Here is a 14,182-nt window from a genome sequence, read left to right as displayed (position 1 = left end):
CCGCCCTGACGACCCCGGCCGCCCCGACCGACCTGGTCTATGTCAGCCGGATCTCGTCCCCGGACACGGTGATCCGCTCCGCGGCCAGTGGACGCCGGGCCGGGCCCTGCGCCACCGCCCCGTCCTCGATCCGGAACCTGCTGCCGTGGCAGGGGCAGTCGATGGTGCCGTCCTCGACCTTGTCGACCAGGCAGCCCTGATGGGTGCAGACCGCGGTGAACGCCTTGAAGTCGCCCCGCACCGGCTGGGTCACCACGACCTTCTCGGCCGTGAAGACCTTGCCGCCGCCTTCCGGCACCTCCGCGGTGGTGCCGAGCGGGCGCCCGCCGGCCGCGGGCGGCCGCGCGCTCCCGGACTGCTCCCGCGCGGGCGGAGTGCTCCGTGTGCCGTCGCCGCCGCCCTCGTCGCCGTACTCGGTGCAGCCGGCCGCCGTCACCACCAGCGCACCGGCGCCCGCGAGCACGACGGTACGGCGGGCGACGCCGCGCTCCGCATCCGGCCGGTCCGTCACGGCGTCGTGCACGCCGTCACTCATGTCGTCACTCCGAAGGTGCGGAAGAACCAGAGAGCCGAGGTGAGCCACAGGACGGCGAGCGCGGCGAAAACGACGCCGCCGGCCACCGGCAGCAGCCACCCGGGCAGCCGCTCCATGCGCAGCAGCAACATCTTCACGCTGAACGCGCCGAAGAAGAAGCAGCCGATCAGCGAGTGCCATGCCGCCCGTGCGCTGTACGTCTGATAGCCCAGCCCGTAGAGGCAGTGCACGGCAACCGGCACCGCGAGCAGGAACGCCACCCGGCCCGACCAGCGGTGCAGCACGGGGGTCCAGGCGGCGGCGGGTACCCCCGGCAGCCGTCCGTACATCGCGAGGGCCGCGACGACCTGCACGACGCCGAAGGCGAGCGCCGCCGTCGCCAGCCAGGACTTCACCGCGCTCGTACTGCTGAAGCCGGCGAGGTTGAAGGCCGTACCCGCCGGTTCGTGGAACCTGCCGTACACCCCGAGGACCACCGCGACCGCCGCCCCGACCAGCACCGGGACGAGATAGCGGGCCGCGTCCCCGAGGCTCCCGCCGCTCGGCGGAGGGGACGGGGGGTCCTGTGTCTGCGCGTTCGGGTCCACGCTCATGACGCACCTCGCAGGGACGCTCAGGGGACGACGGGGGCGGCGGTCAGCGGGGTGCCGTCCACCTCGACCCGGCCGGTGGCGGGGTCGATCGGGGGAGCCGCGGCCGGCTTGCCGCCACGGTTGACGATGCCGACCTGGCGGCCGTTCTGGAGGACGATCCAGCCGCCGACCACCTTGGTGCCGCGGACCTGGGCCGTGGCGCGGTAGACCCCCGCCCGTCCGCCCGCCTCGGCGGCGGTGAACGGCGAGCTGCGGTCCTCGACCACCACCGTCCCGGTGACCTGCCCCCCGCTCACGGCGCCGTCGAGCTTCGAGCCGCCCCGGCCCGTCAGATGCATGCTGCCGTCGCCTTCGACGGCACCGCGCAGCCACGCTTCCCGGGTGTGGCCGTCGCAGAAGTAGGCCACCGCCCTGCCCTTGCGCAGGGTGATGGCGACGGAGGCGGTGTCGTCGGCCGTGCGGCCCGCGTACCTGGCGTCCGGGACCGGACTCGGGGACGGCGAGGGGACCGCGGGGATGCGGGGATTCGCCGTCGGTGTCGCGGGCTTGCTCGGCGCGGGACTGGGAGGCCGGGGCGCGGTGGGGCTCGCGGCCGGGCTGGGCGTCGCACGGCCGTACGACGAGGGCGCGGGCTTACCGGTCGTCGCGTTCAGCGACAGCATGAACAGGCCGACCACCAGCCCGGTGATCAGGGTGATCAGTGGTCCTGCGCGCTTCATCGGCGCCTCCCGCGAGGACGGCGGGCCATGGACCTCCATGCAATCCGACGTGACGCGCTGTGTCCACCTGAGCAACGGTCCGTAGTAGCCCGAGTGGCGGCAGTGCCCGGTGTGGGCGACATTGACCGTGATTCCCCCTTCCTCACAGGCGAAAGGCAGGACCATGGCGGGAAACGATCTCGGCAGTCTTCTGGGCAGCCTCCTCGGCGGCAGCGGCAACGGCCAGGGCGGCTCCTCCGGCGGCAACATCCTGGGAGCACTCCTCGGCGCGCTCGCCGGCGGACAGGGCGGCGGCCAGGCCGGTGGCGCCGGCAATCCGCTCGGCGGCCTGATGGACATGCTCACCAAGTCCGGCCTCGCGGACCAGGCGCAGTCCTGGATCGGCACCGGACAGAACGAGCCGGTCAGCGGCGGGCAGATCGCCGAGGCGCTGCCGAACGAGACCCTCGACAAGGTCGCCCAGCAGACCGGCGTGACGCCGCAGCAGGCGGCTGACCAGATCGCCCGGTCCCTGCCGCAGGCCGTCGACAAGCTGACCCCCTCGGGCCAGCTCCCGCAGGGCGGTTCGCTGGAGGACATCATCCGGCAGCAGCGGGTCTGATCGCGCGGACCCCCCAGCCGAAGCGCGGCGGCCGGCCCCCGTGTGACCTCGCGTCACCTCGTGTCCCGGAGGGCGGCCGCCGCGCCGGTGTGCCCGGACGCCCCCTAGGCTGACCCGAGCAGTCGGAGCGTTCGCACGGTCGAGAGCGTTCCCACAGTCGAGGAGGAGCACGACGTGGCGGTACGAGCCGTCCGGGGAGCCGTCCAGCTGGACCGCGACGACGCCGGGCACATGGACGATCAGGTCAGTGAGCTGCTCACCGCCATCCTGGAGCGGAACGGGCTCACGGCGGACGACCTGATCAGCGTCTGGTTCACCGCCACCCCGGATCTGCACAGCGACTTCCCGGCCGCCGCGGCACGCGGTCTCGGCATCGTCGACGTACCGCTCATCTGCGCCCAGGAACTCGACATCGCGGGAGCCATGCCGCGGGTCGTGCGCATCCTCGCGCACATCGAGTCGGACCTGCCCAAGTCCGAGATCGCGCACGTGTACCTCGGTGCCGCGGCCGCCCTTCGCAAGGACATCGCCCAGTGAGAACCGCTCTCGTCATCGGAACCGGACTGATCGGTACGTCCGCCGCCCTGGCGCTCGCCGGGCGAGGCGTCACCGTGCACCTCAGGGACCACGACCCGGCCCGGGCGAGGACCGCCGCCGCGCTCGGCGCCGGCTCGGACGAGGCGCCGGAGGGCCCCGTCGATCTCGCCATCGTCGCCGTGCCGCCCGCGCACGTACCCGCCGCGCTCGCCGAGGTGATGCGCGCCGGGACCGCACGCGGCTACCTCGACGTGGCCAGCGTCAAGGGCGGCCCGCGGCGTGAGCTGGAAGCGCTCGGCGTCGACATGTCCTCGTACATCGGTACGCACCCCATGTCCGGCAAGGAGCGCTCGGGCCCGCTCGCCGCGACCGCGGATCTCTTCGAGGGCCGGCCGTGGGTGCTCACCCCGACCCGCGACACCGACACCGAGGTGCTGAACCTGGCGCTGGAGCTGGTCGCGCTCTGCCGCGCGGTCCCGGTCGTGATGGACGCCGACGCCCACGACCGGGCCGTCGCGCTGGTCTCCCACACCCCGCAGCTGATCTCGTCCATGGTCGCGGCACGGCTCGCGGACGCGGACGAGACGGCGGTACGGCTCTGCGGGCAGGGCATCCGGGACGTCACGCGCATCGCGGCCTCCGACCCCGGGATGTGGATCGACATCCTCTCCGCGAACCCGGGGCCTGTCGCCGACGTCCTCGCGGGCGTCGCCGCCGACCTCGACGAGACGGTCCGCGCGCTACGGGCCCTGCAGTCCTCCGACGAGGACAAACGCCGCGACGGCGCGGGCGGCGTCGAGGACGTCCTGCGCCGCGGCAACGCCGGCCGCGAGCGCGTCCCCGGCAAGCACGGCGCCGCCCCGACGACGTACGAGACGGTCGCCGTCCTCATCAGCGACCAGCCCGGCGAGCTCGCCCGCATCTTCGCGGACGCGGGCCGTGCGAGCGTCAACATCGAGGACGTCCGTATCGAGCACGCCACCGGCCAGCAGGCGGGTCTGGTCCAGCTCATGGTGGAGCCCGCGGCCGCGGCGGTCCTGTCCGCGGCGCTGCGCGAGCGGGGCTGGGCGCTGCGCCAGTAGCCCCGGGTCCGTTCCGGCGCCTTCCCGGCCCCGTCCCGGGGCTCCCCCCGATCACCGGACGGAGCCCCGGGAAAAGCAGGGGCGCGCAGTCGGTAACCTTGTGCGGGGCACCCTGGCATTCCCGCCTGCCCGCAAACGCGTATCAGGAAGGTCTCCGACACCGTGGAATCCGTGATCGTCGCCATCGACGGCCCCTCCGGCACGGGCAAGTCGAGCACCTCCAAGGCGGTCGCCGCAGAGCTGGGCCTGAGCTACCTGGACACCGGCGCCCAGTACCGCGCGATCACCTGGTGGATGATCAGCAACGGCATCGACGTCGACGACCCCGCCGCGATCGCGAGCGCCTCCGGGAAGCCGGTGATCGAGTCCGGCACGGACCCGGCGGCCCCGACGATCACCGTCGACGGTCTGGACGCCTCCGGCCCGATCCGCACCCAGGAGGTGACCTCCAAGGTGAGCGCCGTCAGCGCGGTCCCGGAGGTGCGCGCCCGGATCACCGAGCTGCAGCGGACCATCGCCTCGGCCGCCGCGAAGGTCGCGAAGGGCATCGTGGTCGAGGGCCGTGACATCGGGACGACCGTTCTCCCCGGCGCCGACCTGAAGATCTTCCTGACCGCCTCCCCGGAGGCCCGGGCGGCCCGCCGCAGCGGTGAGCTGAAGGGCAAGGAGGCGACCGACCTCGCCGCCACCCGCGAAGCGCTGGTCAAGCGGGACGCCGCCGACGCCGGCCGCAAGACCTCCCCGCTCGCCAAGGCGGACGACGCCGTCGAGGTCGACACCACCGAGCTCACGCTTTCGCAGGTCATCGAGTGTGTCGTCGCTCTCGTTGAGGAGAAGCGGGCCGCGAAGTGACCGCACCGTCCGCGAAGGGCGCAGCCGTCGGCCGGGCGATCGGCATCGGCCTCATGAACACCCTGTGGCGGCCGCGGGTGCTGGGAGCCTGGCGGGTTCCCGCGACCGGGCCGGTCATCCTCGCCGTCAACCACGCGCACAACATCGACGGCCCGATGCTGATGGGCACCGCGCCCAGGCCGGTGCACTTCCTGATCAAGAAAGAGGCGTTCATCGGCCCGCTCGACCCCTTCCTCACCGGGATCGGGCAGCTCAAGGTGGACCGTACGAGCGCCGACCGCGCCGCCGTCACCAGCGCCCTCGGCGTCCTGGAGGACGGCGGCGTGCTCGGGATCTTCCCCGAGGGCACGCGGGGCGGAGGCGACTTCTCCTCGATCCGCGCCGGGCTCGCGTACTTCGCGGTGCGCTCCGGGGCGCCGATCCTCCCGGTCGCCGTCCTGGGAAGCAGCGAGCGGACCGGACGGTTGATACGGGCGCTGCCCCCGCTGCGCAGCCGCGTCGACATCGTCTTCGGCGATCCCTTCGCGGCCGGTGACGGCAGCGGCCTGCGTACCCGCAAGGCGCTCGACGAGGCGACGGTACGCATCCAGGAGCGGCTCACCGCCCACCTGGAAAACGCCAGGCGTCTCACCGGGCGCTGAGCGAGACTTCAGTAGTGAGCCCCGGGCCCTTTGGCCCGTCCCGGCTCACCGACCACGAATGAACGAGGAACGGACTTCATGAACGACCAGCACGACCACGGGGCACTCGGCGACACCGAGTACGCGGAGTTCATGGAGCTCGCCGCGGAGGAGGGGTTCGACCCCGAGGACGTCGAGGGCGCGATCGAGGAGGCCGGCCACGGCCCGCTGCCCGTTCTCGCCGTCGTCGGCCGTCCGAACGTCGGCAAGTCGACCCTGGTGAACCGCTTCATCGGCCGCCGTGAGGCCGTCGTCGAGGACAAGCCCGGGGTCACCCGTGACCGGGTCACCTACGAGGCCGAGTGGGCAGGCCGCCGCTTCAAGGTCGTCGACACCGGCGGCTGGGAGCAGGACGTCCTCGGTATCGACGCCTCCGTCGCCGCCCAGGCCGAGTTCGCCATCGAGGCCGCCGACGCGGTCGTCTTCGTCGTGGACGCCACCGTCGGCGCCACCGACACGGACGAGGCCGTCGTGAAGCTGCTGCGCCGCGCGGGGAAGCCCGTCGTGCTCGCGGCCAACAAGGTCGACGGCCCCTCCGCCGAGGCCGACGCCGCCATGCTCTGGTCCCTCGGTCTCGGCGAGCCGTACCCGGTGTCCGCGCTGCACGGCCGGGGCACCGGCGACCTGCTCGACCAGGTCCTCGAGGCCCTCCCCGACGCCCCCGCCCAGACCTTCGGCACCGCCGGCGGCGGCCCGCGCCGCATCGCCCTCATCGGCCGCCCGAACGTCGGCAAGTCGTCCCTGCTGAACAAGGTGGCGGGCGAGGAGCGCGTCGTCGTCAACGAGATGGCGGGCACCACCCGCGACCCCGTCGACGAGCTCATCGAACTCGGCGGTACCACCTGGAAGTTCGTGGACACCGCGGGTATCCGCAAGAAGGTCCACCTCCAGGAGGGCGCGGACTACTACGCCTCGCTGCGCACCGCGGCCGCCGTCGAGAAGGCCGAGGTCGCCGTCGTACTGATCGACACCAGCGAGTCCATCTCCGTCCAGGACCAGCGGATCATCACGATGGCCGTCGAGGCGGGCCGTGCGCTCGTCATCGCGTACAACAAGTGGGACACCCTCGACGAGGAGCGCCGCTACTACCTGGAGCGCGAGATCGAGACCGAGATGCAGCAGGTCTCCTGGGCGCCCCGGGTGAATGTCTCGGCCTCGACCGGCCGGCACATGGAGAAGCTGGTCCCCGCGATCGAGACGGCCCTGGAGGGCTGGGAGACCCGCGTTCCCACCGGCCGTCTCAACGCCTTCCTCGGCGAGCTGGTCGCCGCCCATCCGCACCCGATCCGCGGCGGAAAGCAGCCCCGGATCCTGTTCGGTACGCAGGCGGGTACGAAGCCGCCGCGCTTCGTCCTCTTCGCCTCCGGCTTCCTGGAGCACGGCTACCGCCGCTTCGTCGAGCGCCGGCTGCGTGAGGAGTTCGGATTCGAGGGCACCCCGATCCACATCTCCGTGCGGGTGCGCGAGAAGCGCGGGAAGAAGAAGTAACGGCGCGCAGCGGCGACGCGGACACGGCGAAGCGGCCGGGACGGATACCGTCCCGGCCGCTTCGCCGTGTCACCGCCCTCACAGCCCCCTGCGGGGAGCGGGCGGCAGGGCGGCGGGGAGACGATGTTGACCGCCCCCCTGCCGGATCCCTGCCTGCCAGGCGCTCGAATGCCGGCCGACCCTGGACCGGAAGCCGGTGTGGCCGGCGTCCAGGCCGACACCGAATCCCTTGAAGCCGAGGTCCTCCTCGCCGCTCCGGTCCCCGGGCAGTGCCCGGAACGCCCTCAGGTACTCGGAGTACAGCGCGTCGTAGATCGGAGTGGCCGAAGCGGTCCGGCCCTCGTACGGCCGGGAGGTGGGGTCGTCTGTGTGCACATATGAGCCAACGACCCCGATGCCCGTCGGATGCGGCCCCGCCCGGGAAATCGCAGTTCGGCAGGGGTACGGGGGCGCACACCACCCGGGCTCCGGCCGCGGCGGGACCGGGGGTCAGGTGCCCGCGAGCGGCATCATCGCGGCCACCAGGCGTCCGTTCGCCGCGGCCTTGTCGAGGGCGTCGCGCAGCAGGTCCTCACGCGGCTGCTGGCCGATGGAACCGACCGGGGCGGCGAACACCAGCACCCGGTGCGACCTGTTCGCGGCGGTGCGCCAGCCGTCCGTGACCTGAAGCGGCTGATGGGCCTGCCACCAGGCGACCTGGCCGGCGCCGCCCGTACCCGGCTGGAGCACGGCGTGCAGCTGGCCCATGGCGAGCAGCACCGACCAGCCGTTCAGGGACGGGGGCAGCTGGTCGACCGTGGACACCGGCAGGAAGCCCTGCTCGATCAGCAGCGGCAGGAAGTCGTCGCCGCCGTCACCGGTCGTGCCGGGGCGGGCGATCGGGGCGGTCGGCTCGACGACGAGCGCGGGATGCAGCTCGTCCCCGATGAGGACCAGACCGCTCGTCACACCGAGCACGGCCTGCTCGGGCGCCGGGACCGACGCCGAGGGGCCGGCGTGGGCGGCCGGCGGCGGGGCGGCGGCCGGGGACTCGCCGGTGATGGAGCGGACGGCGCCCTTCAGCTGCTCCTCGGCGACCTGGACGACCTGGGAGGGGATACAGCTCGCGTGGGCGAAGGCGAGGACGGCGGTCTCCTCGCCGACGAACAGCACGGTGCTCGTGCGTTCCTGCTCGGAGTCGCCCGGGGTGCGGCAGGAAGTGCAGTCGTAGCTGCCCGGGGCGTTCTCGCCGGCGAGCAGCCGGTCGGCTTCTTCGTCGCCGATCTCGGCGCGTACGTCCTCGCTGACGTCGAGCATGCGCGGCACGGGTGGCTCCTCGGACTCGGTACGGGGTGGTGCGCCGGGCGGTTCCCGGCTCGTAAAGAGCACAACGGGCGAGTCAGGGCAAGAGTCACGCGGGAAGCGGGATGTGGCCGACAGATCGCCACAGCGATACATCGACAAATCACGTGCGCCGACGGCCCGTCGACAGGACGGAAGGGGGCGCATCGCCCAGAGTGGGGACATGACGGAGAACCCGGAGAACTCGCCTTGCGTCCCCCGGACCACGAACCTGCACCGGACGCCCAGTAAGGTCCCGTGCTGACCACAATGAAATACCAGGGGGATGCGCCCGCGCATGCATATCTCGTTCCTGCTTCACAACGCGTACGGAATCGGTGGGACGATCCGCACGACGTTCAACCTCGCCCGCACCCTGGCCGAACGGCACGACGTCGAGATCGTCTCGGTCTTCCGGCACCGTGAGGAGCCGACACTGGGCGCGCCGGCGGGCGTGACCATGCGTCACCTGCTGGATCTGCGCAGCGGCAGCCCCACCTACGACGGCACCGCCCCCGACTACACCCGGCCCGCGAAGGTGTTCCCGCGCGGCGACGGCCGCTGGAAGCAGTACAACCGCCTCACCGACGCCCGGATCGCCGCCCACCTCAGGTCCCTGGAGGCCGATGTGGTCGTCGGCACCCGCCCCGGGCTCAACGTCCACATCGCCCGCCAGGCCCGCCGCGGCCCGGTCCGGGTCGGCCAGGAGCACCTCACCCTGGACGGCCACGGCTACCGGCTGCGCCGCGAGATCGGCCACCGGTACGCCCTGCTGGACGCCGTCACCACCGTCACCGAGGCCGATGCCCAGTCCTACCGCACACGGCTGAAGCTGCCCGGCGTACGGATCGTGGCCGTGCCCAACAGCGTGCCCGCGCCGACCGTGGCCCCGGCCGACGCCGACAGCAAGTGGGTCGTCGCGGCCGGCCGGCTCACCAAGGTCAAGCGGTACGACCTGCTGGTCAAGGCCTTCTCGAAGGTCGTCGCCGCCCGTCCCGACTGGCGGCTGCGGATCTACGGCAGCGGCGACGCGACCGGCAACGAACGCAACGCGCTGCTGGCGCTGATCGAACAGCGCGGGCTGCACAACCACGTCTTCCTGATGGGACCGGCCAATCCGCTGGAGCCGGAATGGGTCAAGGGCTCGCTCGCCGCGGTCACCTCGAACATCGAGTCCTTCGGCATGACGATCGTCGAGGCGATGCGCTGCGGCCTCCCGGTCGTCTCCACCGACTGCCCGCACGGCCCCCGCGAGATCATCCAGGACGGCGTCGACGGACGGCTGGTGCCGGTCGGTGACGAGGACGCCGTCGCCGACGCGCTGCTCGCTCTGATCAACGACGACGAGCAGCGGCGGCGCGCCGGAGCGGCTGCCCTGGAGGCGTCCGAGCGCTTCGATCCGGCACGGATCGCCGAACGCCACGAAGCACTCTTCACCGAACTGCTCGCCCGGGGCACGGGCTGCCGCTCCCGCGGCGCGCTGCGGGACGCGATGCACCGCTCGCGCGGCGCGGTGCTCGACGGCGCCTACTCCGTGCGGTACAAGGCAGCCGAAGTGATCCGGAAGGGGAAGACGGCATGACCACGCCCACCGGGCGGCGGACGCCGCGTGCCGACTGCATCGCCGACTCCGCTGGCGGCATCACCTTCGACATGGCGGGGATCGCGGCGCCGGCCGCGGCGTTCGTGCTGCGCAGGCGCGGCGGCACCGGCGCCGGGGACACCGTACGGCTGCCGCTCACCCCGGCCGGCGGGGAGCACTCGCGGGCCGTGCTGCCCAGCACGGTCGAGCTGGCGGAGGGGTACTGGGACGCGTACACGGACGACGGCGTCGCGATCGAGCCGGGCATCCGCGACCTGCGGGCGCTGCTGGGCCGGGTGCCGGAGGCCGGCCGGGTCGCGGTGCGGGTGCCCTGTCCGACGGCGGACGGGCGGCTCGCGGTGCGCTGCTGGTTGCGCGAACCGCACGCCGAGGCCGGTGACATCGGCTTCGAGCCGGGCGCCTGCACGGTCGAGGGCGTGCTGTACGGCGCGGTGCCCGGCGAAGGGGCCGTGGCCGAGGCCCGGCTGGGCGGCACCGTCCACCAGGTGCCGGTGACCACCGAGGGCGGCGGCTTCGCCTTCACGCTCCCCTACGAGGTGCTCGCCGAACAGCCCGTCGGGAAGGAGCAGTTGTGGACGCTGTGGCTGCGTCCCGCGAAGGGCGCGGAGGCGGTACGGATCTCCCGCGTCCTCGACGACGTGTGGGACAGGAGCGGCGTCTACGTCTACCCGGCCCACACGGCGGAGGGCTATCGGGCGGCGCCCTGCTACACGGCGGCCAACGACCTCTGCGTGCGCATGACTCCGACGGCCTGATCCAGCCCGCTTCCGCGGACAGCAGCTGTCCGCAACGGCTGGCAGACTCGCCGTCATGTTGGACACCTCCGCTCGACTGCTGCGCCTGCTCTCCCTGCTGCAGGCGCACCGTGAATGGTCCGGAGCCGATCTCGCCGAGCGGCTGGGCGTCACCGCGCGCACCGTACGGCGGGATGTCGACCGGCTGCGTGAACTCGGCTATCCGGTCAACGCGAGCCCCGGCACGGGCGGCGGATACCAGCTCGGGGCGGGGGCCGAGCTGCCGCCGCTGCTGCTCGACGACGACGAGGCCGTCGCCGTCGCCGTCGGGCTGCGCACCGCCGCCGGCAACGGCATCGAGGGCATCGGCGAGTCCTCCGTACGCGCCCTGGCCAAGCTGGAGCAGGTGCTGCCGCACCGGCTCCGCCGCCGGATCGGCGCACTCAACGCCTACACCGTGCCGATGCTGCGCACCCCGCAGGCCCAGGTGGATCCCTCGGTCCTGACCGAGCTGGCCAACGCCTGCCGCGACAGCGAGCGGCTGCGCTTCGAGTACCGCGACCACAACGGCGAGGTGAGCCGCCGCACCGTGGAGCCGCATCGCCTCGTCTGCACCGAGCGCCGCTGGTACCTGGTCGCCTGGGACGTGGACCGCACCGACTGGCGGACGTTCCGGGTCGACCGGGTCACCCCGAAACCGCCGCACGGCCCGCGCTTCGGGCCGCGCACCCCGCCCGCCGAGGATCTCGCCGCCTATGTGTCCAAGGGCGTCTCGACGGCGGCGTACTCGACGAAGGCGGTGATCAGGCTGCGCGTACCGCTCGGGACCGCGGCCGGGGCGGTGTCACCGTCGGCGGGTGTCCTGGAGGCCGAGGGCCCGGACAGCTGTCTGCTGCGCACGGGCGCCGGAAGCCTGGACGTGATGGTCGTTCACGTGGTGCTCCTGGGCATCGACTTCGAGGTCGTCGAGCCGGCGGAGCTCACCGACCACGTCAGGACGGTCCGGGACCGGCTGACCCGGGCTCTGGGGGACTGACCGGGCGGCTGGCCGGCCGGGTGGGGAGGCCCGCGAAGTCGGGATGGTGCAGGTCGAACGCGGGGGACTCGGAGCGCACCCGCGGGATGGTGGTGAAGTTGTGGCGGGGCGGCGGGCAGGAGGTCGCCCACTCCAGCGACCGGCCGTACCCCCACGGGTCGTCGACCGTCACCTTCGCGCCGTACTTCTGTGTCTTCCACACGTTGTAGAGGAACGGCAGTGTGGAGGTGCCGAGCAGGAAGGCACCGATCGTCGAGACCGTGTTGAGCGTGGTGAAGCCGTCGGCCGCGAGGTAGTCCGCGTACCGCCGCGGCATGCCCTCGGCACCCAGCCAGTGCTGCACCAGGAAGGTCGTCTGGAAGCCGATGAACAGGGTCCAGAAGTGGATCTTCCCGAGGCGTTCGTCGAGCATCCTGCCGGTGAGCTTCGGCCACCAGAAGTAGAAGCCGGCGAACATCGCGAAGACGACCGTGCCGAAGACCGTGTAGTGGAAGTGGGCGACGATGAAGTACGAGTCGGTCACATGGAAGTCCATCGGCGGCGAGGCGAGGATGACGCCCGTCAGCCCGCCGAGGAGGAACGACACCAGGAAGCCGATCGCCCACAGCATCGGGGTCTCGAAGGACAGCGACCCCCTGAGCATCGTGCCGGTCCAGTTGAAGAACTTCACCCCGGTCGGCACGGCGATCAGGAACGACAGCAGGGAGAAGAAGGGCAGCAGCACGGCACCGGTGACGAACATGTGGTGGGCCCACACCACCACCGACAGCCCGGTGATGGCCATCGTGGCCCCGACGAGCGTGACGTACCCGAAGATCGGCTTCCGGGAGAAGACCGGGATGATCTCCGTGATGATGCCGAAGAACGGCAGCGCGATGATGTAGACCTCGGGATGGCCGAAGAACCAGAACAGGTGCTGCCACAGCAGGGCTCCGCCGTTCCCGGCCTCGAAGACCACCGAGCCGAACCGCCGGTCGGACTCCAGCACCAGCAGCGCGGCCGCCAGCACGGGGAACGCCACCAGCACCAGGACCGTGGTGAACAGGATGTTCCACGTGAAGATCGGCATCCGGAACATGGTCATGCCCGGCGCCCGCATCCCGACGATCGTCGCGAGGAAGTTCACCGACGTGAGGATCGTGCCGAAGCCGGAGAGCGCGAGCCCCATGATCCACAGGTCGATGCCGGCGCCCGGTGACCGGTCCAGGCTGTTGAGCGGGGCGTACGCGGTCCAGCCGAAGGCGGCGGGCCCCGTCGGCACCAGCAGCGAGCCCAGCACCATCAGCCCGCCGAAGAGGAACAGCCAGTACGAGAACATGTTCAGCCGCGGGAAGGCCACGTCGGGCGCGCCGATCTGCAGCGGCACGATCGCGTTGGCGAACCCGGCGAAGGTGGGCGTCGCGAAGAGCAGCAGCATGATCGTGCCGTGCAGCGTGAAGGCCTGGTTGAACGCCTGATTCGTCATCAGCTGCAGGCCGGGGCGGGCCAGCTCCGCACGCATCAGCATCGCCATCAGCCCGGCCGCCAGGAAGAAGACGAACGACGTGACCAGGTAGAGATGGCCGATCTTCTTGTGATCGGTGGTCGTCAGCCAGTCCACGACCACCCGGCCCCGTCGGCGCACCGGCGCCGGTGAGGCGGCGGCTTCGACGGTGTCCGTGCCCATGGCCCGATGCTAGCCACGGGTTTCCGCCGGGACGGCGGGGACACGGAAGGGGACATGGTGCGATACGCGTACGGGTGAGCGAACCATTCATCCGTCAGTAGGAGATGCATAAGGCAAGATGAATTCCCGGTGCACGGGCGGCCGGGGAAAGGGGTGCGGGCGGGGAAATTCCAGGTACCGGAACACTGGTGTGCAGCGATGATCCGGGAATTCCGAGGAATTCCTGTGCGAATAACACCGATTGCACGTACGGGTGATCGAATCCCGGTCAAACGTATGTCGTGAACCTGTGACACAAGCGTGACCAGTGAGGTACGAGGGAAGCCGGTGACTCCACGCACGCACTACCGATGCCGCTTTTCGGCAGTTGCCGACGGTCCTTCCGTCACCGTCCGCTGCCGCCTACGGTGAATCACATGGCACCGATACCGACCCCCTCAGCACAGCCCGACGACGCCACCGAGCCCTATGTCGGCCTCGACGCCGACGGGGCCGAGCGGCGCGCCCGCAGCCGGGGCTGGACCACCGTCAGATCGCTTCCGCCCGGCTCGATCATCACCATGGAGTTCCTGGCGGGCCGACTGAACTTCGAGGTCGACGACGGCACGGTCGTCCGCTGCTGGAAGGGCTGAGCCCGCCCGCCAGGACCCCGGCAGGCGTCCGGGCGTACGGAGAAGGCCCCGACCGAGGTCGGGGCCTTCTCCGTACGGGGAGGGCACGGCGCGTACCGTCCCCG

16 protein-coding genes are annotated in these 14,182 nt (G+C 71.8%); 10 read left to right on the top strand and 6 right to left on the bottom strand.

Annotated elements, in window-relative coordinates:
- Positions 1-37: 37 nt before the first annotated feature.
- Genes OG766_RS07205 through OG766_RS07195 form a run of 3 tightly spaced genes read right to left on the bottom strand, consistent with a single transcriptional unit; the run spans position 38 to position 1,847 of the window.
- On the bottom strand, positions 38-535 hold the full coding sequence (locus OG766_RS07205; protein ID WP_266375269.1) for a Rieske (2Fe-2S) protein: 498 nt from the start codon (positions 533-535) through the stop codon (positions 38-40).
- On the bottom strand, positions 532-1,128 hold the full coding sequence (locus tag OG766_RS07200) for a DUF6529 family protein (RefSeq protein ID WP_266375271.1): 597 nt from the start codon (positions 1,126-1,128) through the stop codon (positions 532-534). The genes OG766_RS07205 and OG766_RS07200 overlap by 4 nt, the downstream gene beginning before the upstream one ends.
- 20 nt (positions 1,129-1,148) lie before the next feature.
- Entirely contained in the window at positions 1,149-1,847 is a 699-nt protein-coding gene (locus OG766_RS07195) for a hypothetical protein (protein ID WP_266375273.1), read from the bottom strand.
- 163 nt (positions 1,848-2,010) lie between these two features.
- On the opposite strand from OG766_RS07195, the gene OG766_RS07190 reads away from it, so the two are divergent.
- The 6 genes from OG766_RS07190 to der all read left to right on the top strand — a co-directional run bounded on the left by OG766_RS07190 (position 2,011) and on the right by der (position 7,087).
- Positions 2,011-2,448, top strand: coding sequence for a YidB family protein (locus OG766_RS07190; RefSeq protein ID WP_266375275.1), 438 nt, complete (start codon positions 2,011-2,013; stop codon positions 2,446-2,448).
- A gap of 174 nt (positions 2,449-2,622) precedes the next feature.
- The gene (aroH, locus tag OG766_RS07185; protein ID WP_266375277.1) at positions 2,623-2,985 is read left to right on the top strand and encodes a chorismate mutase; all 363 of its coding nucleotides are present in this window, start codon (positions 2,623-2,625) and stop codon (positions 2,983-2,985) included.
- A complete protein-coding gene (locus OG766_RS07180) occupies positions 2,982-4,067 on the top strand; it encodes a prephenate dehydrogenase (protein ID WP_328724826.1) in 1,086 nt (361 codons plus the stop codon). Before aroH ends, OG766_RS07180 begins: the two co-directional genes overlap by 4 nt.
- 162 nt (positions 4,068-4,229) lie before the next feature.
- Positions 4,230-4,919 carry a (d)CMP kinase gene (gene cmk, locus OG766_RS07175; RefSeq protein WP_266375281.1) on the top strand — a complete coding sequence of 230 codons (690 nt, stop codon included), beginning with the start codon at positions 4,230-4,232 and terminating at the stop codon, positions 4,917-4,919.
- Between the two features lie 53 nt (positions 4,920-4,972).
- Positions 4,973-5,560, top strand: coding sequence for a lysophospholipid acyltransferase family protein (locus OG766_RS07170; RefSeq protein ID WP_266378172.1), 588 nt, complete (start codon positions 4,973-4,975; stop codon positions 5,558-5,560).
- A gap of 78 nt (positions 5,561-5,638) precedes the next feature.
- On the top strand, positions 5,639-7,087 hold the full coding sequence (der, locus tag OG766_RS07165; RefSeq protein WP_266375283.1) for a ribosome biogenesis GTPase Der: 1,449 nt from the start codon (positions 5,639-5,641) through the stop codon (positions 7,085-7,087).
- Positions 7,088-7,165: 78 nt separating this feature from the next.
- Here der and OG766_RS07160 read toward each other — a convergent pair whose 3' ends face one another.
- Both OG766_RS07160 and OG766_RS07155 read right to left on the bottom strand, forming a co-directional pair.
- Positions 7,166-7,462 carry a hypothetical protein gene (locus OG766_RS07160; protein WP_328724824.1) on the bottom strand — a complete coding sequence of 99 codons (297 nt, stop codon included), beginning with the start codon at positions 7,460-7,462 and terminating at the stop codon, positions 7,166-7,168.
- Positions 7,463-7,576: 114 nt separating this feature from the next.
- On the bottom strand, positions 7,577-8,392 hold the full coding sequence (locus tag OG766_RS07155; protein WP_266375287.1) for a hypothetical protein: 816 nt from the start codon (positions 8,390-8,392) through the stop codon (positions 7,577-7,579).
- Between the two features lie 313 nt (positions 8,393-8,705).
- Between OG766_RS07155 and OG766_RS07150 the strand changes: the two genes are divergently transcribed.
- From OG766_RS07150 to OG766_RS07140, 3 genes are read left to right on the top strand one after another with little or no spacing between them, the layout of a single operon-like run.
- Positions 8,706-9,989, top strand: a complete 1,284-nt coding sequence (locus OG766_RS07150) for a glycosyltransferase family 4 protein (protein ID WP_266375289.1) — start codon at positions 8,706-8,708, stop codon at positions 9,987-9,989.
- Complete coding sequence (locus tag OG766_RS07145; RefSeq protein ID WP_328724823.1) at positions 9,986-10,765, top strand: hypothetical protein; 780 nt, start codon at positions 9,986-9,988, stop codon at positions 10,763-10,765. Before OG766_RS07150 ends, OG766_RS07145 begins: the two co-directional genes overlap by 4 nt.
- Positions 10,766-10,820: 55 nt before the next feature.
- Positions 10,821-11,780, top strand: coding sequence for a helix-turn-helix transcriptional regulator (locus OG766_RS07140; RefSeq protein WP_266375293.1), 960 nt, complete (start codon positions 10,821-10,823; stop codon positions 11,778-11,780).
- Here the strand turns inward: OG766_RS07140 and ctaD are convergent.
- The gene (gene ctaD, locus OG766_RS07135) at positions 11,737-13,446 is read right to left on the bottom strand and encodes an aa3-type cytochrome oxidase subunit I (RefSeq protein WP_266375294.1); all 1,710 of its coding nucleotides are present in this window, start codon (positions 13,444-13,446) and stop codon (positions 11,737-11,739) included. The genes OG766_RS07140 and ctaD overlap by 44 nt on opposite strands.
- A gap of 416 nt (positions 13,447-13,862) precedes the next feature.
- Between ctaD and OG766_RS07130 the strand changes: the two genes are divergently transcribed.
- Entirely contained in the window at positions 13,863-14,078 is a 216-nt protein-coding gene (locus tag OG766_RS07130) for an I78 family peptidase inhibitor (protein ID WP_266375296.1), read from the top strand.
- Positions 14,079-14,182 lie beyond the last annotated feature (104 nt).

Origin of the sequence: Streptomyces sp. NBC_00259 (assembly GCF_036181745.1) — a bacterium.
Classification (GTDB): Bacteria; Actinomycetota; Actinomycetes; order Streptomycetales; family Streptomycetaceae; genus Streptomyces; species Streptomyces pratisoli.
The sequence above is the reverse complement of the archived record's forward strand: the minus strand, read 5'-3'. Positions and strand labels throughout refer to the sequence as shown.

Coding starts and splice junctions, on each gene's coding strand:
- OG766_RS07205 (WP_266375269.1), bottom strand. CDS start 535: ATGAGTGACGGCGTGCACGACGCCGTGACGGACCGGCCGGATGCGGAG.
- OG766_RS07200 (WP_266375271.1), bottom strand. CDS start 1,128: ATGAGCGTGGACCCGAACGCGCAGACACAGGACCCCCCGTCCCCTCCG.
- OG766_RS07195 (WP_266375273.1), bottom strand. CDS start 1,847: ATGAAGCGCGCAGGACCACTGATCACCCTGATCACCGGGCTGGTGGTC.
- OG766_RS07190 (WP_266375275.1), top strand. CDS start 2,011: ATGGCGGGAAACGATCTCGGCAGTCTTCTGGGCAGCCTCCTCGGCGGC.
- OG766_RS07170 (WP_266378172.1), top strand. CDS start 4,973: ATGAACACCCTGTGGCGGCCGCGGGTGCTGGGAGCCTGGCGGGTTCCC.
- der (WP_266375283.1), top strand. CDS start 5,639: ATGAACGACCAGCACGACCACGGGGCACTCGGCGACACCGAGTACGCG.
- OG766_RS07150 (WP_266375289.1), top strand. CDS start 8,706: ATGCATATCTCGTTCCTGCTTCACAACGCGTACGGAATCGGTGGGACG.
- OG766_RS07145 (WP_328724823.1), top strand. CDS start 9,986: ATGACCACGCCCACCGGGCGGCGGACGCCGCGTGCCGACTGCATCGCC.
- OG766_RS07140 (WP_266375293.1), top strand. CDS start 10,821: ATGTTGGACACCTCCGCTCGACTGCTGCGCCTGCTCTCCCTGCTGCAG.
- ctaD (WP_266375294.1), bottom strand. CDS start 13,446: ATGGGCACGGACACCGTCGAAGCCGCCGCCTCACCGGCGCCGGTGCGC.
- OG766_RS07130 (WP_266375296.1), top strand. CDS start 13,863: ATGGCACCGATACCGACCCCCTCAGCACAGCCCGACGACGCCACCGAG.